We start from the raw sequence: 25,327 nt of genomic DNA on the forward strand, positions 1-25,327 counted from the left end.
CAAGCCGCTTCAAAATGGGAGTCTTGAAGATGAAAAAACTGACCGTCATGCTTGCCACCGTTGCGGGGTTGGCGATTTCCGCCGGAGACGCGCTGGCCGATTCGACCCTGAAAATGGTCGAAGTCATCACCAGCCCGCCGCGCACGGAGTTCCTGAAGAAGCAGATCGCCGAATTCGAAAAGGCCAATCCCGGCATCAAGGTCGAATTGATCTCGCTGCCCTGGGGCCAGGCTTTCGAAAAGTTCCTGACCATGGTGCAGGCAGGCGATACGCCCGACGTGGTTGAGATGCCGGAACGCTGGATGGGCCTCTACGCCAACAATGCCCAGCTGGAGGATCTCGGTCCGTATATGGCCAAATGGAACGATGCCAAGACGCTCGGCGAGCGCGCCAAGCAGTTCGGCTCGACCGTCAACAACACCCAGTTCATGATCCCGTACGGCTACTATGTGAACGCGCTGTTCTGGAACAAGAAGCTGTTCAAGGAAGCCGGCCTCGACGGCCCGCCGGCCACGCTCGACGAGTTCGTCGCCGATTCCAAGAAGATCTCCGCCATTCCCGGCAAATACGGCTACTGCCTGCGCGGCGGACCCGGCGCCTTCAACGGCATGCACATGTTCATGAACATCGCTCAGGGCAAGGGTGGATACTTCAACGAGGACGGCACCTCGACCATCAACGAGGAGGGCTCGGTCAGGGGCCTGCAGATGCTGGCCGACATGTACAAGCAGGGCCTGGCGCCCAAGGACGCGGTGAGCTGGGGTTTCAACGAAACCGTCACCGGCTTCTATTCCGGCACCTGCGCCATGCTCAACCAGGATCCGGACGCGCTGCTGGGTATCGCCGACAAGATGAGCGCCGACGACTTCGCCGTGGCGCCGCTCCCCGTTGGTCCGAGCGGCAAGTCCTATCCGACGCTCGGCTATGCCGGTTGGGCGATGTTCGCCAATTCCCAGCACAAGGACGACGCCTGGAAGCTGATGGCGACGCTTTTGTCGCCCAAGGACAATCTCGAATGGGCCAAGGAAGTCGGCGTCGTTCCGATCCACAACGGCGCCGACCAGGATCCGCATTTCAAGACCGAGCAGTTCAAGGGCTGGTTCACCGAGCTTAGCGACAGCGCCAAATATGAAATGGTGACGCCGCCGACGCATCTGGAGAACCTCGGCAATTTCGTCGACCAGGTGGCGATCAAGAATTTCCAGGAAGTGCTGCTTGGCCAAAAGACGGCCAAGGAGGTTGCCGACCAATGGGCTGCCTTCCTGACCAAGGAACAGCAGGACTGGATGGCGAAGAACAAGAAATAGCTTTTCTTCCCTTCTTCCCGTTCCCGGGGAGAAGGCGGCCCGATAGGGCCGGATGAGAGGCTGCGCCAGGTTCCGTCAACTCAGCGCTGCCCTCATCTGCCTGCCGGCATCTTCTCCCCGTTGAACGGGGAGAAGGGTGCTGTTGCCACGCCGGCATCCACCCTTCACCGCGAGCGCCAATGACCTATGCCGTTTCCGAAATACGACCCGCCGGCAAGCCTCGAAAGAAGCGGCTGACGCACGCTGCAACCGAACCCTGGCTCTATCTAAGCCCGGCGATCATCCTGCTGGTCGTGGTGCTTTTGGTGCCGCTGGTCATCGGCATCAGCTATTCGTTCCGTAAGTTTTCGGCTTTCAAGTCGGAATATGTCGGGCTCGGGCAGTATCAGGCTATGCTGTCGGATGCCGTGCTCGGCCAGGCGCTGGTCAACACGCTGTGGTGGACGGTCTCCAGCCTGTTCTTCCAGTTTTTCCTCGGCCTTGGCCTGGCGCTGCTGCTCGACAAGCCGTTTCACGGCCGTAAACTCGTGCAAGCGCTGGTGTTCCTGCCCTGGGCGGTGCCGTCCTTCCTGTCGGGCCTGACCTGGGCCTGGCTGTTCAATCCGATCATCGGGCCGCTGCCGCACTGGCTGTTCGCGCTGGGGCTGAAGGCCGAGCCGACCAACATTCTCTCCGATCCCGCGACGGCCATGTGGGGGCCGATCGTCGCCAATGTCTGGTTCGGCATCCCGTTCTTTGCCATCACGTTGCTGGCGGCACTGAAATCCATTCCCGCGGAACTGCATGAGGCTGCGGCGATCGACGGCGCCTCGCCCTGGCAACGTTTCACCAAGGTGACACTGCCGTTCCTGGCGCCGACCATCGCCATCACGGTGATGCTGCGCACCATCTGGATCGCCACTTTCGCCGACCTGATCTTCGTCATGACCGAGGGCGGGCCGGCCGGGTCGACCAATACGGTGCCGGTCTACATCTATGTCAGCGCCTTCAAGTCGCTGGACAAGGGCTACGCATCGGCGGTTGCCGTGCTGCTGCTCGTCCTGCTCATAGCCTATGCGATTGCGCTGATCGCCATCCGTCGCTCTCTGGTGAGGCACGTCTGATGATCGCGGGACGCTCATCTTCGCAGCGCTTCTTCGGCGGCGTCGGGCTCTATGCGGCCATCGCGGCCTATGTGATCTTCGCCCTGTTCCCGATCTTCTGGACCCTGAAGATATCGGTTACACCGGAACGGCTTCTCTATTCCGAAGGCATCAGCTTCTGGCCGTCGCAGATGACGTTGCAGAACTTCGTCACCGTGCTCGAGGCCACCGACTTTCCGCGTTATTTCCTCAACAGCGTCATCGTCTCGGTTTCGACGGCGGCACTGGTGACTGTCATCGCCACGCTAGCCGGCTACGCCATGTCGCGCTTCACCTTTCGCGGCAAGGCGGCACTGGCGCTGATGTTGCTTTTGACCCAGACTTTCCCGCTAGTCATGGTCATTCCACCGATCTATCGCGTGATGGGCCAGATCGGCCTGATCAACAGCCTGACCGGACTGATCATCATCTACACCGCCTTCAACACCGCGTTTGCAACCTTCCTGATGCAGTCCTTCTTCGACGGCATTCCGAAGGACCTGGAGGAGGCGGCGATGATCGACGGCTGCACACGCGCGCAGGCGATGCGCCGGGTGATCGTGCCGCTGACGCTGCCCGGCATGGGCGCCACGCTCGGCTTTGTCTTCACCGCCGCCTGGAGCGAACTCCTGTTCGCGCTGATGCTGATCTCAAGCGATGACAAGAAGACCTTCGCCGTCGGCCTGCTCACCTTCATCGGCAAGTTCGCCGTCGACTGGGGGCAGATGATGGCGGCGTCGATCCTGGCGCTGATCCCGGTCTGCATCTTCTTCGGCTTCCTGCAACGCTATCTCGTCACCGGCCTCACCGCCGGCGCCGTGAAGGGATAATCGATGGCTTCCGTTACGCTGGAAAAGGTCCGCAAAGATTATGGCGCCGTGCGTGTGCTGCACGCGGTCGACCTCGACATCGCCGACGGCGAGTTCGTCGTCCTCGTCGGTCCGTCCGGCTGCGGGAAATCGACGCTTCTGCGCATGATCGCCGGCCTGGAGGAGGTTTCCGATGGCGAAATCCGTATCGGCGAGCGGCTGGTCAACGACGTCGCGCCGAAGGACCGCGACATCGCCATGGTGTTCCAGTCCTACGCGCTCTATCCGCATATGGACGTGTCGAAGAACATGGGCTTCAGCCTGATGCTGAGGAAGGCGGAGAAGCAGGCGATCGACGCGCGTGTCGATGGCGCCGCAAGGCGCCTCGGGCTGGACAGTTTCCTGCAACGCCTGCCGCGCCAGCTTTCCGGCGGCCAGCGCCAGCGCGTCGCCATGGGGCGGGCGATCGTGCGCGATCCAAAAGTCTTTCTTTTCGACGAGCCGCTTTCGAACCTCGACGCCAAGCTGCGCGTGCACATGCGCGCCGAGATCAAGGCGCTTCACCAGCAACTGAAGACCACGTCCGTCTATGTCACGCATGACCAGATCGAAGCCATGACCATGGCCGATCGCATCGTCGTCATGCATGACGGCGTCGTCCAGCAGGTCGGCGCGCCGCTCGACCTCTACGATCGCCCGGCCAATGTGTTCGTCGCCGGATTCATCGGCTCGCCCGGCATGAATTTCCTGCCAGCAAGTGTTGAGAAGGGTGGCGTGGCGGATGCCGTGCTGTCCGATGGCCAGAAACTGCGGTTGCCGGATAGCCTGCCGCTCAGGGACGGCGATGCGGTTACCGTCGGCTTGCGGCCGGAGCATATAAGGCTGGCGGATGACGGCACGCTGCAAGGCGAAGTCGTGGTGGTCGAGCCGCTCGGCCTTTCGACGCAGTTCTACGTCAAGCTGGCCGGCCAGCAGCTTTGCGTGTTCGCCATGGGCCGCGCCGGCGTGAAGCCTGGCGAGACGGTGCGGTTATCGGCCGATCCGGCGGCGCTGCATGTTTTCGACCCGAAAAGCGGCGACCGGATAGGGTAGGGGTCCCGCCTGCCGAGCGGCCAAGACCATATTGCATGCAAAAACGCCGCCCGATGGGCGGCGTTTTTGCATTCTCCTGGAAAACCAGATTACTTGATCTTGGTTTCCTTGAACTCGACGTGCTTCTTGGCGACCGGGTCGTATTTGCGGAACGACAGCTTGTCCGTCTTGGTGCGGCTGTTCTTGCTGGTCACGTAGAAGAAACCGGTGTCGGCGGTGGACAGAAGCTTGATCTTGATGTTTGCGGCTTTGGCCATGGTATCAGTCCGTTTGTTCGTGGGGTTTTGGCCGCTGGAGCACGGGAAAACACCCGGACGCGGGAAACTTGCCGCGACACATAAAGAACGCGCCCGGAAAGTCAAGCCCGGCTTATCCGCCTGTGTCGTAAGCAGATGAGTTGTCCGGATTAGGTAAGCACGTGAGTTGTCCGGTTTTATCGCCAGCCAACAGAGGCTGGGGATGAAGCGGACAGCTTGCAACCAAACCGGACAAGTTGATTAGCTACCGAGAGCCGCGGCGCGTCCTTGCGGCCGTCACGAAAGCCAATGCCTGTCGGCATTCAAACGTGTTCCGCTTTCAGAACGATGGTTTTCTTCCAATCTCCCGTGGTGTTCCACCAGCGATTCGGGTTGGCGCGGTCGTCCAGCCCCTTGGAACGGCTGGCAAGGACCGGCTGAATGCGGATCACCGGCTCCTGGTAGCTGTGAGCCTGGAAGATCGCTTCGACGACGCGCGCCGCCAATTCCTGGTCATCGGGCAGTTCGAACGAAACCTCGACCGTCCCGGGGCGCCGCCGCAATTCGGTCTCGGCGCCGGCGGCCGCGCCGTCAAGTGGCCGGTAGCGCTCGATGCCATGCGCCGACTGGTAGGCGTTTCGATCATATTTGCCCATGACCAGCGGGGCGATCGCTACCACCGCATCCATGATGCGGTCCACGTCCGAGGCCGGAGCCTGGAAGGTTACAAGCAGCAGAAGCGTCATTCGCAGTGATGTGGTCTCAAAGCCGCTGTCGATCATGGCAGTGTCCTCAACTTCGGGTATCAGGGGACACTCTTTTAACCGGACACTCCTGACACGGTTCTGTCAGCATCTGCCGCGGCGCGGCGGATAAGGGCACTCGACTGTGGGGTGCTACAGCAGGATCTTGCGGACGAGCCTGAAGCAGACCAGGGCGATATAGGCGCCGAAGAACAGGCCGAGCGACCAGCCGAATCCGGAAGGCCCGAAACTGTCCATGCCGATGCCGATCGCCTGCGGGCCCAGCACCATGCCGACGCCGTAACACAGCACGAAGGCGGCGTTTGCCGACGCCAGTTCATGGCCGGACAATTGCGAACCGAGATGGGCGAGGCCGATCGTGTACATGGCCGCGACGACACCGCCCCAGACGAAGAGAAGGGCCGCCATCAAATGCCAGTTCGTGGCAAAGAAAGGCATGAACACCGTGCCGGCGAGGCCGACGATGGCACAGGCGAGCAGCAGATGGCGCCGGTCCGAAACGCGGTCGCTGATCATGCCGATGGGGATCTGTAACAGCACGTTGCCGAGCCCGATCATGGTCAGCAGCAACGCTGCATCGGCCTCGGAGTAGCCGATCCGGCTGCCATAGACCGGGAACAGGGCGAAACCGCCGGTCTCGACGGCGCCGAACACCAGCACGGCGAAGGTGGCGGTCGGCACCAGCCAGATGTAGCGCAGGAAGTGGCTGGTTTCACTCTCCGCCACGATGGCGGGGCTTTCGTTGCGCGCGGCCAGCACCGGTATCGCCGCCAGCGTCACCAAGGCGATGATGACGCCGAACGGCCTGAAGCCGGAACTGCCGAGATGGGCGAACAGCCACGGTCCCGCGGCAAAGCCGAGCGACAGAACGGTGGCATAGATGCCGAGCACAAGGCCTCGCCGGTGCGGCGGCGCCGAGGTGCTGATCCAGAATTCCGACAGGATGAACAGTACCGTCAGCGCGATGTGCAGCACTATGCGCAGCGGGAACCACATCCAGAAATCGGGTGCGAAGTGGAAGCCGACGAAAGCCAGCGCACCGGCGGCAATCATGGCGATCATCGTCCAGGCAACACCGAACCGCATGGCGAGCGGCGTGGCCAGCGGGGCGCCGGCGATCGAGGCCAGGCCGGCGACGGCCGTATTAAGGCCGATCATCGAGGCCGAATGACCGCGCGTTTCCAGAATGACGCTGAGCAGCGGCATGCCGAGGCCGATGGCGATGCCGACGACGCTGATAGACGAGATCGCCGCCACCATCGGCAGCCAGTGTACGCGCTCGTCGCCCTTTGGTTGGGTATCGACCGTCATGTTATGTCTGAATACTCGATGATCTACAGAATTTCGCGGGTGAAGCGGTTGCGGACAAGCCGGTAGAAGGGCACGGGACCGCCCGGACGCAACAGCGGATCATGGGCGAGGCGGCTTTCCAGCTCGTCCAGGATCATCCGGGTGATGTCGGGAATGTCGGCTTCCCTGGCCTTGGCAAGCGGCAGCCAGACCAGTTCCTCGAGTTCGTCGGTTGGGCCGCCACCCGGTAGTTCGACGGCGACGTCGCCGCGCCAGGCGCAGAAGAAGCGGGTGTCGAAGCGGCGCACCCGGTTAGGCGGGGTGATGGCGCGCGCAATGAAGCGCAGCATGTCCAGGGAGGGTTGCACGCTGTGTTCGACAAAGCCTTGCCAATCGGCCCTTGCGGTGGCGAAGGCGCCTTTGCGACCGATCAGCAGCCCGGCTTCCTCATAGGTCTCGCGGATGGCCGACAAGGCGATGGCGCGGGCACGCGCCTCGCTGGTGCGGCCTGGACCGGCAATCAGCTTTGCTTCCTGCTCGGGATGCAGCGCGGTGGCGGTGGGGATGCGGCTGTCCGCCGGGTCGGTACGGCCGCCGGGAAACACGAACTTGCCCGGCATAAAGGCGTGACCGGCATGACGGCGACCCATCAAGACCCGCAAGTCGTTGGCCTTGCCGTCGAGCAGGATCAGGGTCGCGGCATCACGTGGACGAATCGCCCGGCCGCCATGCGTGGCCAGACCCTTGTCGAGCCTGTCGACGTCCGCCTTGGTCATTCCTTCCATGTGCAGGACCTAGCGGAAACGTCTTGCATGCGAAAGTAGCCTTGACGGTTGGCATGTTGCGCCAGCCAGCACCTCAGGCACCGGGGTGGGGTTCAGCCACGTCGTGTTCGCCAGCAAAACCGTGCATATAGAACGCCCATTGCAATCCGATGACGGCTCCTTTCACCGGTTGCAGCAGTGCAACCGACAGCAGGATCGTCAGCGGAACCCAGATGGCGATGTGCTGCCAGGTGGAAAGGGTCGACGTCGCCTCCACGCCCATGAAGGCGCCGAGCACGATGTGGCCGACGATGACGATGACCAGATAGGCGGGCAGGTCGTCGGCCCGGTGGTGGTGCATCTCCTCGCCGCACACGCTGCATGTCTCGACGGTCTTGGTGAAACCGCGAAACAGCTTGCCTTCGCCGCAATGCGGGCAGCGGCCGAGCATGCCGCGCTTCATCGCCGTCCAAAGCGGTCGCGCGATCCGGCCCGAGTGATGTTCGCCGCCGAAAACCTGTTCTTCCGTGCCTCTTGCCATCATCGTCTCCTGCCGCGCGAGCCTGGGCGCGATTGTGACGCACGGGCGCGGCCTTTTGCCTTGTGAAACGACCTGACGGAGCCAGGCAGGGGCTTCGGGTCGGTCAACATCTCAAAGCGCATCGCGCCGGCCATCGGCGCCACCTCGACGAGACGGACCTCGACACGGTCCGCCAACTGATAACCCTTGCCCGAGCGTTCTCCGTAGAGCGAGCGGGCCGTTTCGTCGTATATATAGTAATCGCCGCCCAGAGTTGACACAGGGATGAAACCATCCGCGCCATACTGCGGCAATTGGACAAATAGTCCCGATTTGGTGACGCCCGAAATGCGGGCGTCGAAACGGTCGTCGATGCGCTCGGCGAGATGGGCTGATATCAGCCGGTCGACCGTGTCGCGTTCGGCCGCCATTGCACGGCGTTCTGTGCCGGAAATCAGCACCGAAACATCCTCGAGCCGCGCTTCCTCCTCCTGCGTCAGGCCGCCCGGGCCAAGGCCGAGTGCGGCGATAAGCCCGCGGTGCACGATGAGGTCGGCGTAGCGGCGGATCGGCGAGGTGAAATGCGCGTAGCGCCTGAGGTTGAGGCCGAAATGGCCGATGTTCTTGGGCGAATATTCGGCCTGGCTTTGCGAGCGCAGCACCACCTCGTTGACCAGGCCTTCATTGTCGGCGCCACGCACGCGCTCGAGAATGCCGTTGAACTGGGCGGGCCGCATCTGCGCGCCGCGCGCCAGCGACAGGCCCAGCGTCTGCAGAAATTCGCGCAGCGATTCCTGCTTGGCCAGAGAGGGGGCGTCGTGGGTGCGGTAGACCAGCGCCTGCTTCTTCGCCTCGAGCGTCTCGGCGGCGGCGACATTGGCCTGGATCATGAATTCTTCGATGAGCTTGTGGGCATCGAGCCGTTCCGGCACGACGACGCGATCGACGGTGCCGTCGTCTTTCAGCAGGATCTTGCGCTCCGGCAGGTCGAGCTCCAGCGGCTGGCGGTCATCGCGTCCGCGCTTGAGAATCGCATAGGCATCCCATAGCGGCTTCAGCACCGTGTCGAGGATCGGGCCGGTCTTGTCGTCAGGCGCGCCGTCTATCGCGGCTTGCGCCTGTGGGTAGGCGAGCTTGGCCGCCGATTTCATCATCACGCGATGGAAGGAATGCCTGATCTTGCGCCCGTCCGCCGAGAAGGTCATGCGCACGGCTAGCGCCGGGCGATCCTGGCCTTCGCGCAGCGAGCAGAGATCGTTGGAGATGCGCTCGGGCAGCATCGGCACGACGCGGTCGGGGAAATAGACCGAGTTGCCGCGTTTCAGCGCTTCGCGGTCGAGTGCCGTGCCGTAGCGGACGTAAGCAGCCACGTCGGCGATGGCGACCGTGATGACCACGCCGCCGGGGTTCTTCTCATCGACATCGGGCGTGGCAAACACCGCGTCGTCGTGGTCCTTGGCATCGGCCGGGTCGATGGTGACCAGCGGCAGGTCGCGCCAGTCCTCGCGGTTGGCCATCGTCGCAGGCTTGACGGCTTCGGCTTCGGCGATGACGTCGGCCGGGAAGACATGCGGAATGTCATGCGCGTGGATGGCGATCATCGAGACCGCCTTTTCGCTGGTCAGCGAGCCCAGCACGTTGAGTACTTTTGCTCTCGGCAAGCCATAGCGCGAAGCCCGCGCGGGCTCGACCTCGACAAGATCGCCGTTCCTGGCGCCGTTCTGGAATTCCTTGTCGACGATCAGTTCGGGTTGCCGGCGCTCCACCGGCTCGATGCGGAAGCTCCCGTCCTGAAGCACCCGAAAGACGCCGAGAACGGCATCCGTGCCCTTCTCGAATATCTTCATCACCCGCCCTGTGTAGGCCGGGCCGCCCAAGGTGACGTTTGTGTCGTCAGCGGGAAAGGTCTTGGCCAGCACGCGGTCGCCGATGCCCGGCGCCGGTCCGCCGCCGCTGCGCGACAAGCGGATGGAAACGATGGGGGGCGGTCCATTGGCGGTGTGTTCGGTGGGACGCGCCAGCAGCACGCCGTCGGCGTCGCGGTCGAAAATGTCGAGCACCGTGACATGGGGCAGGGCGCCAACGCGAGCCAGGCGCTTACGTTCCTTGGTCAGGACGCCTTCGTCCTGCAGGTCGCGCAGGAGATCCTTCAGCCAGATGCGGTCCGGGCCGCGCAGCGCAAACGCCTTGGCGATGTCGCGTTTTCCAGCGCGATCCGGATTTTCGGCGATGTAGCGCAGGATTTCGTCACGCGAGGGCCGGTAATCGCTCTGGACCTTGGCCGTTGTGTCGGCGGTGCGCGGGTCGCCGTGGTTTCTTGCGGAGATCCTGCGCGCCACGCCGTTCTATCCCTTTTTCTTGGCGGCAGGCTTCTTGGCCGCCGTCTTCTTGGTAGCGGGCGCCTTGGCCGCCGCGGCCTTGCGGAAAGGCTTCTTGCCGCCGCCGCCCTTGGCTTCCTTCTCGGCGATCAGCGCCAGCGCATCCTCCATCGTCACCGATTGCGGATCCTTGCCCTTGGGCAGCGTGGCATTGACCTTGCCGAAATTGACGTAAGGCCCGTATTTGCCGTCGCGCACGACGATCTTGCCGCCACCGTCGGGATGATCGCCAAGCTCCTTGAGGGCTGCCGCAGTGCCGCCATTGCGGCCACCCTTGCCCTTCAACTGCTTTTCGGCGATCACCGAAACGGCGCGGTTGAGGCCGATCGAGAACACATCCTCGATGCTGTCGAGATTGGCGTAGGTGCCGTCATGCAGCACGAAAGGCCCGTAGCGGCCGAGCCCGGCCGAGATCATCTTGCCGGTTTCCGGATGCTTGCCGACATCCCGCGGCAGGGAAAGCAGGGCAAGCGCCTTCTCATGGTCGATCGAATCGGGCGTCCAGCCCTTGGGCAAGCTGGAACGCTTGGCTTCCTTGCCGTCGCCACGCTGGATATAGGGACCGAAGCGGCCGCTGCGCAGCGTGATCTCCTCGGCCGTGTAGGGATCCTTGCCGAGCACTTTGGTGCCGTCCTCGCCGCCGCCATTCTCGCCATTGGGGTTGGCAGCGTCGCCAAGCTGGCGGGTGAAGGAGCATTCGGGATAGTTCGAGCAGCCGACGAAGGCGCCGAACTTGCCGAGCTTCAGCGACAAATTGCCGGTGCCGCATTTGGGGCAGATGCGCGGATTGGAGCCGTCCTCCCGGGCAGGGAAGACCAGCGGCGCCAGTTCCTCGTTCAGCGCATCGAGCACGTCGGTGACCCGCAGCTCCTTGATGTCGGCGACGGCGCCGGAAAAATCCTTCCAGAAATCGCGCAGAACGTCCTTCCAGGCGAGCTTGCCGTCGGAGATCTCGTCGAGCTTTTCTTCGAGCGATGCGGTGAAGTCGTATTCGACATAACGCTCGAAGAAGCTTTCCAGGAAGGCCGACAGCAGCCGGCCCTTTGCCTGCGGCACCAGCCGGCGCTTGTCGATGGTGACATAGTCGCGGTCCTCGAGCGTCTTCAGGATCGCCGTGTAAGTCGAGGGACGGCCGATGCCGAGCTCCTCCAGCTTCTTGATCAGCGAAGCTTCGGAATAGCGCGGCGGCGGCTCGGTCGTATGCTGGGTGGCGTTGATCGCCTGGCGGGAAAGCTGCTCGCCGGCACGGATTTCGGGCAGGCGGCGGTTTTCCTCGTCCTCGGAATCATCGTCCTTCTGGTCGGTATAGGCGGCGATGAAACCATCGAAGCGCACGACTGAACCGACGGCGCGCAACTCGGCTGTGCGTGCGCCGTTGACCGCCTCGATCTCGACCGTGGTGCGCTCGATCTCGGCGGGCTGCATCTGGCTGGCGATGGCGCGCTTCCAGATCAATTCGTAGAGCCGCATCTGGTCGGCATCGAGATATTGCCTGACCGATGCCGGCGTGCGCATGAAATCTGTCGGGCGGATCGCTTCGTGCGCTTCCTGGGCGTTCTTGGCCTTGGTCGTGTACAGCCGCGGCTTTTCCGGCAGGTATTTCGGGCCGAATTCCTTGGCGATGGCATCGCGTGCGGCCGTGATCGCCTCGGGCGCCATCTGCACGCCGTCGGTTCGCATATAGGTGATCAGGCCGGTGGTCTCGCCGCCGATCTCCATTCCTTCATAGAGGCGCTGCGCCACCTGCATCGTGCGGTTGGCCGAAAAGCCGAGGCCAGACGAGGCGGCCTGCTGCAATGTCGAGGTGGTGAAGGGCGGGCCTGGATTGCGCTTAGTGGGTTTTGCCTCGACGGACAGCGCCTTGAAGGCGGCGCCCTCAAGCATCGCCTTGATGTCGTCGGCCTGCGCCTTGTTGGCGATGTCGAGCTTTTGCAATTTCTTGCGCTCGAAAGCGGTCAGGCGCGCCTCGAAGTTCTCGTTGCGCGGCGTGCCGAGGATGGCAGCGATCTGCCAATACTCCTCGCGGATGAAGCGTTCGATCTCGGATTCGCGGTCGCAGACCAGCCGCAAGGCGACCGACTGCACGCGGCCGGCGGAACGGGCTCCGGGGAGCTTGCGCCACAGTACCGGCGAGAGCGTGAAGCCTACGAGATAGTCGAGCGCCCGGCGGGCGAGATAGGCGTCCACCAGCGGCGCATCGATCTGGCGCGGATTGGCCATCGCCTCGAGCACCGAGCTTTTGGTGATGGCGTTGAAGACGACGCGGCTGACCGGCTTGTCCTTCAGCGCGCGCTTCTGCCGCAAGACTTCCAGCACGTGCCAGGAAATGGCTTCGCCCTCGCGGTCCGGGTCGGTGGCGAGGATCAGGCCGTCGGCGTCCTTGACCGCCTTGGCGATGTCGGCGAGGCGCTTGCCGGAGGCCGTGTCGACCGCCCAGGACATGGCGAAATCCTCGTCGGGTCGCACCGAGCCGTCCTTGGCCGGCAAATCACGGACATGGCCGAACGAGGCCAGGACCTTGTAGTTCCTGCCGAGGTATTTGTTGATTGTCTTCGCCTTGGCCGGCGATTCGACGACGACGACGTCCATGAGGGCTCATATCAGCTGTGATGCGGCAGAAGAATTCCGCTGCGCGCGACGAAATCTCGGTTCTGTTCGTCGCTCACATGGCCGCGCTTTTGCATCCGGTCAAGGGGAAGCGGCCAAATTGCAAGAGTGCCGACAGCAATACACTCTAAGAGTGTATGGAGAAGATCACATTGTTGAGGGGTAACCAAGACAAATGGCTGGAGCGGTGAGGGGCGGCTCATATTGGCGCCGATGAGTCGTCGGTGACCCGGCAGACTGAGCCAAATGCCGCGCCAGCGCTACTGATGCATGCTGCCAGGCGTGGAGGCACGCCCGGCAGCACGTCGAAGTTAAGCCGGCCGCCTCAGTCGGCCTTGACGATGTGCCAGACGCCGCCGACGCCGTCACCGGACACATCGCCGGCCTTCTTGTCCTTGATGAAGGTGTAGACGGGCTTGCCGTCATAGGCCCACATCTTGGTGCCGTCGGTGCGGTCGACGACGGTCCATTCATCGTCCGCCTTGGCGCCGGCCTCGGCCTTCAGCGGCGGCCAGTTTGTGGCGCATTTGTCGTAGCAGTTGGTCTTGCCCTTCTCATCCTTGTCATAGGTGTAGAGCGTCATGCCATTGGCATCGGTATAGATCTTGGTGCCGTTGACCTCAGCTTCCTTCCACGCCTCGGCGGCAAAGGAGGCGGCGGTGCTGAGCAGGAGCCCGGCCAGCCCTGCGGTTATAATTTTCATGGAAATCTCCCTGGCTGATATCTGGAGACGCGCGGAAAGTCGCGGTCTCGTTGTATCAACGCAATGCGCGGTTGCTTTCTTCCCGCCCGCTTCCCGCCCGCGATGACTTGCCACACGATGGTGATTGGCGGACGAACCCGCGTGCCGCTATATCGTCCCCAGAACAATTGGAGCCTTTGGAATGGCGTTGGATATCGGCTATGTCAGCGCGGTCGGGGCAGGGGCGATCTCGTTCCTGTCACCTTGCGTGCTGCCGCTGGTGCCGCCCTATCTCTGCTACATGGCTGGCGTGTCGGTCGACGATTTTCGCGGCAATGCCGGAGCGGCAGCCAAAGCCGGCGCCCGCACCGCGCTGCTTTATTCCTCGATTGCTTTCGTGCTCGGCTTCTCGACCGTGTTCGTCGCGCTGGGCGCCGGCGCCTCGACCATCGGCCGCCTCCTGCGCGTGTGGCAGGAGCCGCTGGCGATGGGCGCCGGCGTGCTGATCATCCTGATGGGCCTGAATTTCCTCGGCATCCTGCGCATTCCGCTTTTGTCGCGCGAGGCGCGCTTCCAGTCGCAGGGCAAGCCCGCGAGCACTGTCGCAGCCTATGTCATGGGACTGGCCTTCGCTTTCGGCTGGACGCCGTGCATCGGCCCGGTGCTGGGGCCGATCCTGACGCTGGCCGGCGGCCGCGAGACGGTGGGCGAGGGCGCATTGCTGCTCGCCGCCTATTCGCTCGGGCTGGGCATTCCGTTCCTGATCGCGGCGCTGTTTTCCGGCGCCTTCATGCGTTTCCTCGGCAAATTCCGCGTCCATCTCGGCCGCGTGGAGAAGGCGATCGGCGCATTGCTGGTCGTCGCCGGCGTGTTTTTCCTCACCGGCGGCGTGCAGACCGTATCCTATTGGCTGCTGGAGAATTTTCCGGTGCTGGGTCGCCTGGGGTAAGTAAAGCAACAGACGGTGCGCCTACTGATTAAAAGTCAGTTGCTCAACCATCTCACCGGAATTTAACCGCATTGGTGCAGCATGGCGCCGCTGCTAGCATGATTTGATTCCCAACGCTTTTCCTATGGTTGTCTTCCATGAGCCAGAGAACATGCCTGTCCATCATCCTCGCCGCCGGTGAAGGCACGCGCATGAAGAGCGCGCTGCCCAAGGTGCTGCACCAGATTGCCGGCCTGCCGATGGTCGCGCATGTCGTCAAGGCGGCCGAGGCGGCGGGTGCCGGCGACCTTGCGCTGGTGATCGGCCACGGCGCCGAGGAGATGCGCAAGGCGGCGCAGAAATTCGCGCCGAAGGCAGAGGCTTTCGTGCAGGAAAAGCGACTCGGCACCGCGCATGCGGTGCTTGCCGCGCGCGCTGCGATATCAAAAGGTTACGACGATGTCCTCGTCATGTTCGGCGATACGCCGCTGATCGATCCGGACGCGCTGACGGCGGCGCGCCTGAAGTTGGCGCAAGGTGCTGCCGTCGTTGTCATCGGCTTTCGCACGGCGAACCCTACCGGCTATGGCCGCCTGATCGAAAAAGGTGGCAAGCTCGTCGCCATCCGCGAGGAAAAGGACTGCTCCGACGAGGAGAAGAAGATCACCTTCTGCAATGGCGGGCTGATGGCGATTGCCGGCGGCCAGGCGCTGAAACTGCTCGATGCCGTCGGCAACAAGAACGCCAAGGGCGAGTATTATCTGACCGATATCGTCGAGATCGCCGGCGCGCAGGGCCTCGATCTCGTCGCCACCGAAGCCAGCTTCGAGAATGCACTTGGCATCAACAACCGCGCCGAGCTGGCGCAAGCCGAAGGCATCTGGCAGGCACGCCGCCGGCAGGAGGCGATGCTTTCGGGCGTGACGCTGATCGCGCCGGAGACCGTTTTCTTCTCGCACGACACCCAGATCGGCGCCGACACCATTGTCGAGCCGAACGTCTGGTTCGGCCCGGGCGTGAAGATTGCCGGCGGCGCCAGGATCCACGCCTTCAGCCATATCGAGGGCGCCATCGTCGCCGCTCATTGCGATGTCGGCCCCTTCGCGCGGCTGCGGCCGGGCGCGGACCTCAAGCAGAAGGCCAAGGTCGGCAATTTCTGCGAGGTCAAGCAGGCCGTGATCGAGGAGGGCGCCAAGGTCAACCATCTGACCTATATCGGCGACGCACGGGTGGGAGCAGGCGCCAATATCGGGGCCGGCACGATCACCTGCAATTATGATGGCTATCTGAAGCACTTCACCGATATCGGCGAGGGCGCCTTCGTCGGCTCGAATTCCTCACTTGTGGCTCCGGTCACCATCGGCAATGGCGGCTATATCGCCTCAGGCAGCGTCATCACCGAAAGCGTGCCCGACGATGCGCTGGCCTTCGGCCGCGCCCGCCAGAAGACGATCCCCGGCAAAGGCAAGGAATTGCGCGAACGCTTCGCGTCGGCCGCCGCTGCCAAAAAGAGGTAAACCCAGTCTTCAAAAACTGAACGATTGCAGTAACTGGATTGCAAGTGCCCTGTGTCATGATGCATGCGTACGAGACTGTTCCCATTACACGGAACGAAACGCAAAGTGACTTTCGCGGCAGCCCGGCAATCCGTAGATAGCGCCGGCTTCTGCGGGAAATTGGGGACGTCTGCATGTGCGGTATCGTTGGAATTGTCGGCCATTCGCAGGTTGCGCCGCTCATCGTCGATGCGCTGAAGCGGCTTGAATATCGCGGCTACGATTCGGCCGGCGTTGCCACCATAGAGAAGGGGGCGCTTGGCCGCCGCCGCGCTGAAGGCAAGCTGGTCAATCTCGAACGCCGGCTGAAGGACGAGCCTCTCGACGGCACGATCGGCATCGGTCACACCCGCTGGGCCACGCATGGCGTGCCGAACGAGACCAACGCGCATCCGCATTTCTCCAATGGCGTCGCCATCGTCCACAATGGCATCATCGAGAATTTCGCCGAGCTGCGCGACGAATTGATCCGCGACGGCTATTCCTTCTCGTCGCAGACCGATACCGAGGTTGTCGCGCATCTGATGGCGCGGGAAGTCGCCAAAGGCTTGAAACCGGTCGATGCCGCGCACAAGGCGCTCAAGCGGCTGGAAGGCGCCTTTGCGCTGGCTATCATGTTCACGGGCGACGAGGACCTCATCGTCGGCGCCCGCAACGGCCCGCCGCTGGCGGTCGGCCATGGAGATGGCGAGATGTTCCTGGGCTCCGACGCCATCGCGTTGGCCCCGTTCACCAATTCGATCACCTATCTGGAGGACGGCGACTGGGCGGTGGTGCGCCGCAGCGGCGTCGCCATCTTCGACATCGACGGCAAAAAGGTCGACCGCAAGCGCCAGCAGTCGCTCTCGACCAGCTTCATGGTCGACAAGGGCAATCGCCGTCACTTCATGGAGAAGGAAATCCATGAGCAGCCGGAAGTGATCTCGCACACGCTGGCGCATTATGTCGATTTTGTTTCCGGCGCCTCCAAGCCGCTCGACCTGCCATTCGACTTCGCCACCATCGACCGGCTGGCGATTTCGGCCTGCGGCACTGCTTATCTGGCCGGACTCATCAGCAAATACTGGTTCGAGCGCTACGCGCGGCTGCCGGTCGACATCGATGTCGCCTCCGAATTTCGCTACCGCGAAATGCCGCTGTCGAAGAACGACGCCGCCTTCTTCATCTCGCAGTCGGGCGAGACCGCCGACACGCTGGCCTCACTGCGTTATTGCCGCAAGGCCGGCATGAAGATCGGCGCCGTTGTCAACGTGCGGGAATCGACCATGGCGCGCGAATCCGACGTCATCCTGCCGACGCTGGCCGGGCCGGAGATCGGTGTCGCCTCGACCAAGGCCTTCACCTGCCAGTTGTCGGTGCTGGCCTCGCTCGCCGTCCGGGCAGGCGTGGCGCGCGGCACGATCTCGCGGGACGAGGAAAAGTCGCTGGTCCGGGCGCTTTCCGAGGCGCCTCGCTATGCCAACCAGGTGCTCAAACTCGAAGAGCAGATCGAACGGATCGCGCGGGAACTGTCGCGCTACAAGGACGTGCTCTATCTCGGACGCGACACCAATTTCCCGCTCGCCATGGAAGGCGCGCTGAAGCTCAAGGAGATCTCTTACATCCATGCCGAAGGCTATGCCGCGGGCGAGTTGAAGCACGGGCCGATCGCCCTCATCGACGAGAACATGCCGGTCATCGTCATTGCGCCGCATGACCGCATTTTCGAGAAGACCGTGTCCAACATGCAGGAAGTGGCGGCGCGCGGCGGCAAGATCATCCTGATCACCGACGCCAAGGGCGCCGCGCAGGCGAGCGTGAAGACGATGGACACGATCATCCTACCGGACGTGCCGGAAATCATCTCGCCGATCATCTATGCGCTGCCGATCCAGATGCTGGCCTATTTCGCCGCCGTGTTCATGGGCACCGATGTCGACCAGCCGCGCAATCTGGCGAAATCGGTGACGGTGGAGTAGCACTGTCCCTGTTCGCTTCGCGCCCAGTAATCGAAGTCCAGCTGGCGATGGCCTCTTCTTTCGTCATCCTCGGGTCTGCGCCGCGTCGCTTCGCTCCTTGCTCGCCCGTGGATGACGAAGCGACGGATGCTTCGGCTAATCGCGAATGGACGCAGCTTCCATTTGGAACACTGAAAGCCACGTCATAAGCGAGCTCTTTAAAAACTTCGCAGTTCCAAAGCGCTTAGCGGTTCATTAATGTCGCGCTGTAGGCAGCGCTCCCGGTGAACCATGTCAGATGCTCTCAAGACCTTCGGCATGACCCGGCTGAGGAACTATTTCCTCACGGGCTTCGTCGTCTGCGCGCCGCTTGCGATCACCGCTTATATCGCGTGGTCCTTCATCGGTTGGGTGGATTCCTGGGTCAAACCCTATATTCCGGCCCGCTATAGTCCCGATACCTACCTGCCGTTCCCGGTTCCGGGGTTCGGACTGATCGTGGCGCTCGTCCTGATCACGCTGATCGGGTTCATGACCGCCAATATCGTCGGCCGTGCCATCGTCAATTTCGGCGAGCGCCTGCTTGGCCGCATGCCGCTGGTGCGGGGCATCTATCGCTCGCTGAAGCAGATTTTCGAGACCGTGCTGTCGAACAAAGGCGACATGTTTCGCCAGGTCGGCTTGGTCGAGTATCCGCGCAAGGGGGTCTGGTCGCTGGTGTTCGTGGCCAGCGAAAAGGAAACCGAGATCAACCAGAAGCTTGACCAGGAAGGCGATCCGCTGATCGCTGTCTTCATGCCCTGCACGCCTAATCCGACGACGGGCTTCCTGATGTATGTGCCGAAGTCGGACATCGTGCTGCTCGACATGACGATCGAGGATGGCGCCAAGCTGATCGTCTCGGCCGGGCTGGTGGCGCCGGAGGTGAAAACGAAGCTGGTGACGCTGAATGGCGAACCGATCACGGGCACCCTGGCCAATCCGCCGCTCGGGCCTTATCCCGCCCGCAGGAGCCGCACCGCCTCGTCGCGGCCGAACAAGTAGAGCAGCAGGCGCAGCGCTTCGCCGCGCTCGGTCTGCAGGTCCGGATCGCGTGACAGGATCAGCCTTGCGTCATCGCGGGCCGCTTCAAGCAGGTCCGCATGCGCCTCGATGCGCGCGACCTGGAAGCCCGGCGTGCCGGACTGACGGGTGCCAAGCAATTCGCCTTCGCCGCGCAGCTTCAGGTCCTCCTCGGCGATCACGAACCCATCCTCGGTCTCGCGCATCACCGACAGGCGCCGCTTGGCCGTTTCGCCGAGCGGATCCTTGTAGAGCAGCACACAGGACGAAGGCTTGTCGCCGCGCCCGACGCGGCCGCGCAACTGGTGCAGCTGGGCGAGGCCGAAACGTTCGGCATGTTCGATGACCATGATGGTGGCGTCCGGCACGTCGACGCCGACCTCGATGACGGTTGTGGCAATCAGGATGCGCGTCTCGCCTTGCTTGAAGGCGCGCATCGCTTCGTCCTTCTCGGCGCCCTTCATGCGGCCGTGGACAAGGCCGATCTGGTCGCCGAACAGGGGCTTCAAGGAAGCAAAGCGGTCTTCGGCCGACATCAGCTTTACCTCTTCGGATTCTTCCACAAGCGGGCATATCCAGTAGATTTTCTGGCCGCCGGCCACCGCTTCCACCATGCGATCGACGAGCTCGTCGAGCCGCTCAAGCGGCAGCGTGACGGTGCGGATCGGCTGCCGGCCGGCGGGCTTTTCCGTCAGCTTGGAGACGTCCATGTCGCCGAAGGCGGTCAGCACCAGCGTGCGCGGGATTGGGGTTGCCGTCATCACCAGCATGTCCGGCGCGTCGCCCTTGGCGGTGATGGCAAGCCGCTGGTGGACGCCGAAGCGGTGCTGCTCGTCAACGACGGCAAGGACCAGATCGTGGAATGCCACCGTTTCCTGAAACAGCGCGTGGGTGCCGATGACGATGTCGATCTCGCCGCCGGCCAGCCCCGCCAGCGTTTCGGTGCGCTCGCGGCCCTTTTCGCGACCGGTGAGGATCGCCGTGCGCATGCCTGCTTGTTCCGCCAAAGGGGCGATCGTCGCCAAATGCTGGCGCGCCAGGATCTCTGTCGGCGCCATCAGGGCAGCCTGGCCGCCAGCCTCGACGGCACGCGCCATGGCCAGCAGCGCGACGACCGTCTTGCCGGAGCCGACATCGCCCTGCAGGAGGCGCAGCATGCGTTCGGGGTCGGCGAGGTCGGCATTGATTTCGGCGAGCGCGAATTCCTGGGACGCGGTCAACGAATAAGGCAGGACCGCGCGCAGCTTCTCGACGATCCGGCCGTCGCCGGTGAGTGGCCGGCCGGACAGCCTGCGGACCCTCGACCGGACCAGGGCCAGCGACACCTGGCCCGCCAGCAACTCGTCATAGGCAAGACGCCGCCATGCGGCGCCTTCGATGGCGACATCGATCGGGTCCGCGGGATGATGGATGCGGGCCAGCGCGTCACCGAAAGACGGGAAACTCTGGCGGCGCATGAAAGCGCCATCCTGCCACTCCGGCAGCTCCGGCAGACGGCCGAGCGCCTGGCCGATGGCGCGGCGCAGCACCTTGCCGGACAGTCCTGCCGTGAGAGGATAGACCGGCTCGACCAGCGGCAGGTTTTCGGCGTCGCCGGCCAAGGCAATATGATCCGGATGGACCATGGTCGGGCGCCCGTTGAACCATTCCATGCGGCCGGAAACCACAACATGCTCGCCAACCGGCATCGATTTTTCCAGATAGGCAGCGTGGGCGTGGAAGAAGGTCAGCGCCACTTCGCCGGTATCGTCATGGGCGTAGACCCGGTAAGGCACCGACCTGTTGCCGCGCGGCGGCGGCTGGTGGCGGTCGATGCGCAGGTCTAGCGTTACGATGGCGCCTTCGGCCGAGCCGGCAATGCCCGGCCGGTTGCGACGGTCGATGACGGTATGCGGCAGCACGAACAGGAGATCGCCGGCGCGCGCCGCGCGGTCGCCGAGATCGGCCGCGACGACTTTTTCGATCAGCGCGCCGACCTTCGGCCCAACACCCGCGAGCGACGTGATCGGGACGAAAAGGGGGTCGAGGATGGAAGGACGCATCAGTGCTGCGCCGGTTTGGAAGCTGGATAGGCCGAGTTCCTTCGCGCCCCCCTCTGTCCTGCCGGACATCTCCCCCACGAGGGGGGAGATTGGCAGCTTCGGCGTGGTGCCCGTTCTGCAACGTTGAAGATTGGCGAAAGCGGAACCGCCGTCCGATCTCCCCCCAAGTGGGGGAGATGTCCGGCAGGACAGAGGGGGGCGCGAAGGAATGCAGTCATTTCAAGTTGATTGTCGGGTGTCTTACTTTGCCTTGCAAGGCTGACACCGATCTCTATCCACGCTATATGCGCCGCAGCAAGTGAGGATGCGGCACAATGACGGGAACGAAACGATCAAGCGAGGGGCTCGACGCCCGCCGCCGCAAGCTCTTGTTCCGCTCCTGGCACCGTGGCATGCGCGAGATGGACCTTATCCTCGGCACTTTCGCCGATGCCGAAATCGGCGCCTTGACCGGCGACGAAATCGACCAATATGAAAAGCTCCTCGATATTCCCGACACCGAATTCCTGCCCTTGATCACCGGCGAACGTCCTGTTCCCGCCGACATCGATTGTGCGGTCCTGCAAAAAATCGTGGCTTCACGCCGGACAATGACCTTTTGAAGAACGTTTCCATGAGCCTCATTCCCACCATCGGCTTGCCGAAAGGCCGCGCCGGCCAGTTCATCGTCGACGGCGTCGCCGACGGCTATGAAGCCTTCGCGCTGGTGCAGGCGGCGCACGAAATCGCGCCCGACAAGCCCGTGCTGTTCGTGGCGCGCGACGGGCAGCGCCTGCCGGCAATCACAGAGGCGCTGGCCTTTGCCGCTCCCGGCCTGCCGGTGCTGGAACTGCCCGCCTGGGACTGCCTGCCCTATGACCGCGTCTCGCCCGGTTCGGACGCGGCCGCCCGGCGGCTCGACGCGCTCGCCGCCATGATCGCGCTGGCGAGGAAGCCGCATCGCGCCGTCATTCTCACCACCGCCAATGCGCTGCTCCAGCGCATCCCGCCCGCGGACCTTGTCGAGGCACAGACCTTTCACGCCAAACCTGGCAACCAGATCGATATGAACGCGCTGGTGTCGCGGCTGGAGGCATCGGGCTTCGAGCGGGTGCCGACGGTACGCGGCATCGGCGAGTTCGCCGTGCGCGGCGGCATCCTTGACCTTTTCGCACCCGGCTGGACCGAGGCGCTGAGGCTCGATTTCTTCGGCGATACGCTGGAATCGATCCGCGTCTTCGATGTGGCTACCCAGCGCACCACCGGGCAGCGCAAGTCCATGGCGCTGCAGGCGATGAGCGAGGTGGCGCTGACGCCGGAGACGATCAGCCGCTTCCGCCGCGCCTACATCGAAGCGTTCGGGGCGCCGTCGCGTGACGATGGGCTTTACGCCGCGGTCAGCGAAGGCCGGCGCTTCGCGGGCATGGAACACTGGCTGCCGTTCTTCTACGAGCGGTTGGAGACCGTGTTCGACTACCTGCCGGACACGCCTGTCGTTTTCGACCATCTGGCACATGAAGCGCTTGCCGAACGCCACACTCTGATCCTCGATCATTACGAGGCGCGCAAGAAGCAGGCCGAAGGTGCGCTGAAGGACGCGGTGCCCTACAAGCCGGTGGCGCCGGACCTGCTGTACCTTTCGCTGGAAAATCTCGTCGCTTCACTCGGACCGCGCGAAGCGATCGACTTCACGGCCTTCGACGCCCCCGATGCGGGCGCCAAAAAGGTCTTCCATGCCGGCTCGCGCCATGGTCGCAGCTTCGCGGAAGAGCGCGCCGACCCGAACGTCAATGTCTTCGACGTCGTGGTGAAGCACATTGCCGACGAACGTGCGGCACGCCGCCGCGTCATTGTCGCCGGCTGGACGGAGGGTTCGCTCGACCGGCTCGGCCAAATTCTCGCCGAACACCATCTGGGCAATCTTGCGCCGGTGGCGACCTTGGCGGAGGCGGAGAAACTCGAGCCAGGGCAGGCGGCGTTGGCCGTGCTGCCGCTGGAATCCGGTTTCGAGACCGAAAGATTGGTCGTCGTCGCCGAACAGGACATTTTGGGCGACCGGCTGATCCGGCGCTCCAAGCGCAAGAAGCGCGCGTCCGACTTCATTGCCGAAGCCTCGGCCCTGTCGGCTGGCGACATCGTCGTCCATGCCGACCACGGCATTGGCCGCTTCATCGGCCTGCGCACCATCGAAGCCGTCGGGGCGCCGCATGATTGCCTGGAAATCCACTATGCCGGCGACGACCGGCTGTTCCTGCCGGTGGAAAACATCGAGCTCCTGTCGCGCTACGGCTCCGATACAGCCGAGGCGACGCTCGACAAGCTCGGCGGTGGCGCCTGGCAATCGCGCAAGGCGCGGCTGAAGAAACGCCTGCTCGACATGGCAGGGCAGTTGATCCGCATCGCCGCCGAACGGCAGATGCGCGCGGCACCCCCGCTGGTGCCGGCGGAAGGCCTCTACGGCGAGTTCGCCGCGCGCTTCCCCTATGAGGAGACCGATGACCAGCAGACGGCGATCGATTCCGTCAGGGACGATCTGGCGGCCGGCAAGCCGATGGACCGGCTGATCTGCGGCGACGTCGGCTTCGGCAAGACGGAAGTGGCGCTGCGCGCCGCCTTCATCGCGGCGATGGAAGGTTTCCAGGTGGCGGTCGTCGTGCCGACGACCCTGTTGTCGCGCCAGCACTTCAAGACCTTCTCGCAGCGCTTTTCCGGCCTGCCGATCCGCGTCGCCCAGGCATCGCGGCTGGTGGGCGCAAAAGACCTGGCCGAGACCAAGAAGGGCATCGCCGAAGGGACGGTCGATGTCGTGGTCGGCACCCACGCGCTGCTCGGCAGCGCGATCTCGTTCAAGAATCTCGGCCTGCTGATCATCGATGAAGAGCAGCATTTTGGCGTCAAGCACAAGGAACGGCTGAAGGACCTGAAGACTGACGTCCACGTGCTGACGCTGTCGGCGACGCCTATCCCGCGCACGCTGCAACTGGCGCTGACCGGCGTGCGCGAACTGTCGCTGATCGCCACGCCGCCGGTTGACCGCATGGCGGTGCGCACCTTCATCTCGCCCTTCGATCCGCTGGTCATTCGCGAGACGTTGTTGCGCGAGCGTTATCGCGGCGGCCATTCCTTCTATGTCGTGCCGCGCATCAGCGATCTGGCGGAAATCCATGATTTCCTGAACCAATCCGTGCCGGAACTGAAGGTGGCAGTGGCCCATGGCCAGATGCCGCCGGGCGAGCTCGACGACATCATGAACGCCTTCTACGACGGCCAATACGACGTTCTCTTGTCGACCACCATCGTCGAATCCGGCCTCGACATCCCGACCGCCAACACGCTGATCGTCCATCGCGCCGACATGTTCGGCCTGTCGCAGCTCTACCAGTTGCGCGGCCGTGTCGGACGCTCCAAGGTGCGCGCCTATGCGCTGTTCACGCTGCCGGCCAAGCGCAAGCTGACCGACACCGCCGAACGCCGGCTGAAAGTGCTGCAGTCGCTGGACACGCTGGGCGCCGGATTCCAGCTCGCCAGCCATGATCTCGACATCAGAGGCGCAGGCAATCTGCTCGGCGAAGAGCAGTCCGGCCACATCAAGGAGGTCGGCTTCGAACTCTACCAGCAGATGCTGGAGGAGGCGGTCGCGGAGGTGAAGGATTCCGGCGAGGTGCTGGATGGCGGCTGGTCGCCGCAGATCGCCGTGGGCACGGCGGTGATGATCCCGGAGAGCTATGTGCCGGACCTGCAGCTCAGGCTGGCGCTCTATCGGCGCCTCGGCGACCTCGAGACCACCGAGGAAATCGATGCTTTCGGCGCCGAGCTGATCGACCGTTTCGGCCCGCTGCCGGAGGAGGTGAAGCATCTCCTCAAGATCGTCTTCATCAAGGCGCTCTGCCGCAAGGCCAATGTCGAGAAGCTCGATGCCGGACCGAAGGGCGTCGTCATCCATTTCCGCAAGCGCGAATTTTTCAACCCGGTCGGGCTGGTCAAATTCATCGGCGAGCAAGGTTCGCTGGCCAAGATCCGGCCGGACCAAAGTGTCGTCTTCACCCGCGACTGGCCAACGGCGGAAAAGCGTTTGGCAGGCTCGGCTGTCGTCATGACGCAACTGGCGCGGCTGGTGGAGAAGGCGGCGTAGCCGGTCCGCACCATTCGCCAGCGCCGAAATTCCGGTCTAGAATAGGAAATCGGCTTCGTGTATGGAGCCGCCACCCCACATGGGGGCTGGAAATGGCGGGCGAGGGTGCTTGCCGGAAAGA

The 25,327-nt window shown here is 63.5% G+C and carries 19 protein-coding genes; 10 read left to right on the plus strand and 9 right to left on the minus strand.

Features of this window, described 5'->3' with window-relative positions; translation table 11 throughout:
• The first annotated feature begins 29 nt into the window (after positions 1-29).
• From FJ964_RS00085 to ugpC, 4 genes are all read left to right on the plus strand, one after another.
• The gene (locus FJ964_RS00085; RefSeq protein WP_140548111.1) at positions 30-1,307 is read left to right on the plus strand and encodes a sugar ABC transporter substrate-binding protein; all 1,278 of its coding nucleotides are present in this window, start codon (positions 30-32) and stop codon (positions 1,305-1,307) included.
• 179 nt (positions 1,308-1,486) lie between these two features.
• Complete coding sequence (locus tag FJ964_RS00090) at positions 1,487-2,410, plus strand: sugar ABC transporter permease (RefSeq protein ID WP_140548113.1); 924 nt, start codon at positions 1,487-1,489, stop codon at positions 2,408-2,410.
• Positions 2,410-3,258, plus strand: a complete 849-nt coding sequence (locus FJ964_RS00095; protein ID WP_140548115.1) for a carbohydrate ABC transporter permease — start codon at positions 2,410-2,412, stop codon at positions 3,256-3,258. Before FJ964_RS00090 ends, FJ964_RS00095 begins: the two co-directional genes overlap by 1 nt.
• Positions 3,259-3,261: 3 nt before the next feature.
• Positions 3,262-4,329, plus strand: a complete 1,068-nt coding sequence (gene ugpC / locus FJ964_RS00100) for a sn-glycerol-3-phosphate ABC transporter ATP-binding protein UgpC (protein ID WP_140548117.1) — start codon at positions 3,262-3,264, stop codon at positions 4,327-4,329.
• An 89-nt stretch (positions 4,330-4,418) separates the two neighbouring features.
• Here ugpC and rpmG read toward each other — a convergent pair whose 3' ends face one another.
• The 8 genes from rpmG to FJ964_RS00140 form a co-directional block, all read right to left on the minus strand.
• Positions 4,419-4,586, minus strand: coding sequence for a 50S ribosomal protein L33 (gene rpmG, locus FJ964_RS00105; RefSeq protein WP_006201775.1), 168 nt, complete (start codon positions 4,584-4,586; stop codon positions 4,419-4,421).
• Positions 4,587-4,888: 302 nt separating this feature from the next.
• Entirely contained in the window at positions 4,889-5,347 is a 459-nt protein-coding gene (locus tag FJ964_RS00110; protein ID WP_140548119.1) for a hypothetical protein, read from the minus strand.
• Between the two features lie 114 nt (positions 5,348-5,461).
• Positions 5,462-6,640, minus strand: a complete 1,179-nt coding sequence (locus tag FJ964_RS00115; RefSeq protein WP_140548121.1) for an MFS transporter — start codon at positions 6,638-6,640, stop codon at positions 5,462-5,464.
• Between the two features lie 23 nt (positions 6,641-6,663).
• A complete protein-coding gene (locus FJ964_RS00120) occupies positions 6,664-7,404 on the minus strand; it encodes an NUDIX domain-containing protein (RefSeq protein ID WP_140548123.1) in 741 nt (246 codons plus the stop codon).
• A gap of 73 nt (positions 7,405-7,477) precedes the next feature.
• A complete protein-coding gene (locus FJ964_RS00125) occupies positions 7,478-7,924 on the minus strand; it encodes a DUF983 domain-containing protein (RefSeq protein WP_140548125.1) in 447 nt (148 codons plus the stop codon).
• Entirely contained in the window at positions 7,924-10,242 is a 2,319-nt protein-coding gene (gene rnr, locus FJ964_RS00130) for a ribonuclease R (protein WP_140548127.1), read from the minus strand. Before rnr ends, FJ964_RS00125 begins: the two co-directional genes overlap by 1 nt.
• A gap of 6 nt (positions 10,243-10,248) precedes the next feature.
• Positions 10,249-12,870, minus strand: a complete 2,622-nt coding sequence (topA, locus tag FJ964_RS00135) for a type I DNA topoisomerase (protein ID WP_140548129.1) — start codon at positions 12,868-12,870, stop codon at positions 10,249-10,251.
• 343 nt (positions 12,871-13,213) lie between these two features.
• A complete protein-coding gene (locus tag FJ964_RS00140; RefSeq protein ID WP_140548131.1) occupies positions 13,214-13,591 on the minus strand; it encodes a hypothetical protein in 378 nt (125 codons plus the stop codon).
• 181 nt (positions 13,592-13,772) lie between these two features.
• Between FJ964_RS00140 and FJ964_RS00145 the strand changes: the two genes are divergently transcribed.
• From FJ964_RS00145 to FJ964_RS00160, 4 genes are all read left to right on the plus strand, one after another.
• On the plus strand, positions 13,773-14,519 hold the full coding sequence (locus FJ964_RS00145; RefSeq protein ID WP_140548133.1) for a cytochrome c biogenesis CcdA family protein: 747 nt from the start codon (positions 13,773-13,775) through the stop codon (positions 14,517-14,519).
• A gap of 137 nt (positions 14,520-14,656) precedes the next feature.
• Positions 14,657-16,015 carry a bifunctional UDP-N-acetylglucosamine diphosphorylase/glucosamine-1-phosphate N-acetyltransferase GlmU gene (glmU, locus tag FJ964_RS00150; protein WP_140548135.1) on the plus strand — a complete coding sequence of 453 codons (1,359 nt, stop codon included), beginning with the start codon at positions 14,657-14,659 and terminating at the stop codon, positions 16,013-16,015.
• A 173-nt stretch (positions 16,016-16,188) separates the two neighbouring features.
• Entirely contained in the window at positions 16,189-18,012 is a 1,824-nt protein-coding gene (glmS, locus tag FJ964_RS00155; protein ID WP_140548137.1) for a glutamine--fructose-6-phosphate transaminase (isomerizing), read from the plus strand.
• A gap of 270 nt (positions 18,013-18,282) precedes the next feature.
• On the plus strand, positions 18,283-19,035 hold the full coding sequence (locus FJ964_RS00160; RefSeq protein WP_140548138.1) for a DUF502 domain-containing protein: 753 nt from the start codon (positions 18,283-18,285) through the stop codon (positions 19,033-19,035).
• Here the strand turns inward: FJ964_RS00160 and recG are convergent.
• Positions 18,987-21,095 (minus strand): ATP-dependent DNA helicase RecG, encoded by a 2,109-nt coding sequence (recG, locus tag FJ964_RS00165; protein ID WP_140548140.1) that lies wholly within the window; start codon positions 21,093-21,095, stop codon positions 18,987-18,989. The two genes, FJ964_RS00160 and recG, sit on opposite strands and share 49 nt — an antisense overlap.
• 314 nt (positions 21,096-21,409) lie before the next feature.
• Here recG and FJ964_RS00175 point away from each other — a divergent pair, with 314 nt between their 5' ends.
• The gene (locus FJ964_RS00175) at positions 21,410-21,697 is read left to right on the plus strand and encodes a succinate dehydrogenase assembly factor 2 (protein WP_140548142.1); all 288 of its coding nucleotides are present in this window, start codon (positions 21,410-21,412) and stop codon (positions 21,695-21,697) included.
• An 11-nt stretch (positions 21,698-21,708) separates the two neighbouring features.
• Positions 21,709-25,206 (plus strand): transcription-repair coupling factor, encoded by a 3,498-nt coding sequence (mfd, locus tag FJ964_RS00180; protein ID WP_140548144.1) that lies wholly within the window; start codon positions 21,709-21,711, stop codon positions 25,204-25,206.
• The last annotated feature ends 121 nt before the right edge of the window (positions 25,207-25,327 follow it).

The organism is Mesorhizobium sp. B2-3-2 (genome assembly GCF_006442295.1).
GTDB lineage: Bacteria > Pseudomonadota > Alphaproteobacteria > Rhizobiales > Rhizobiaceae > Mesorhizobium.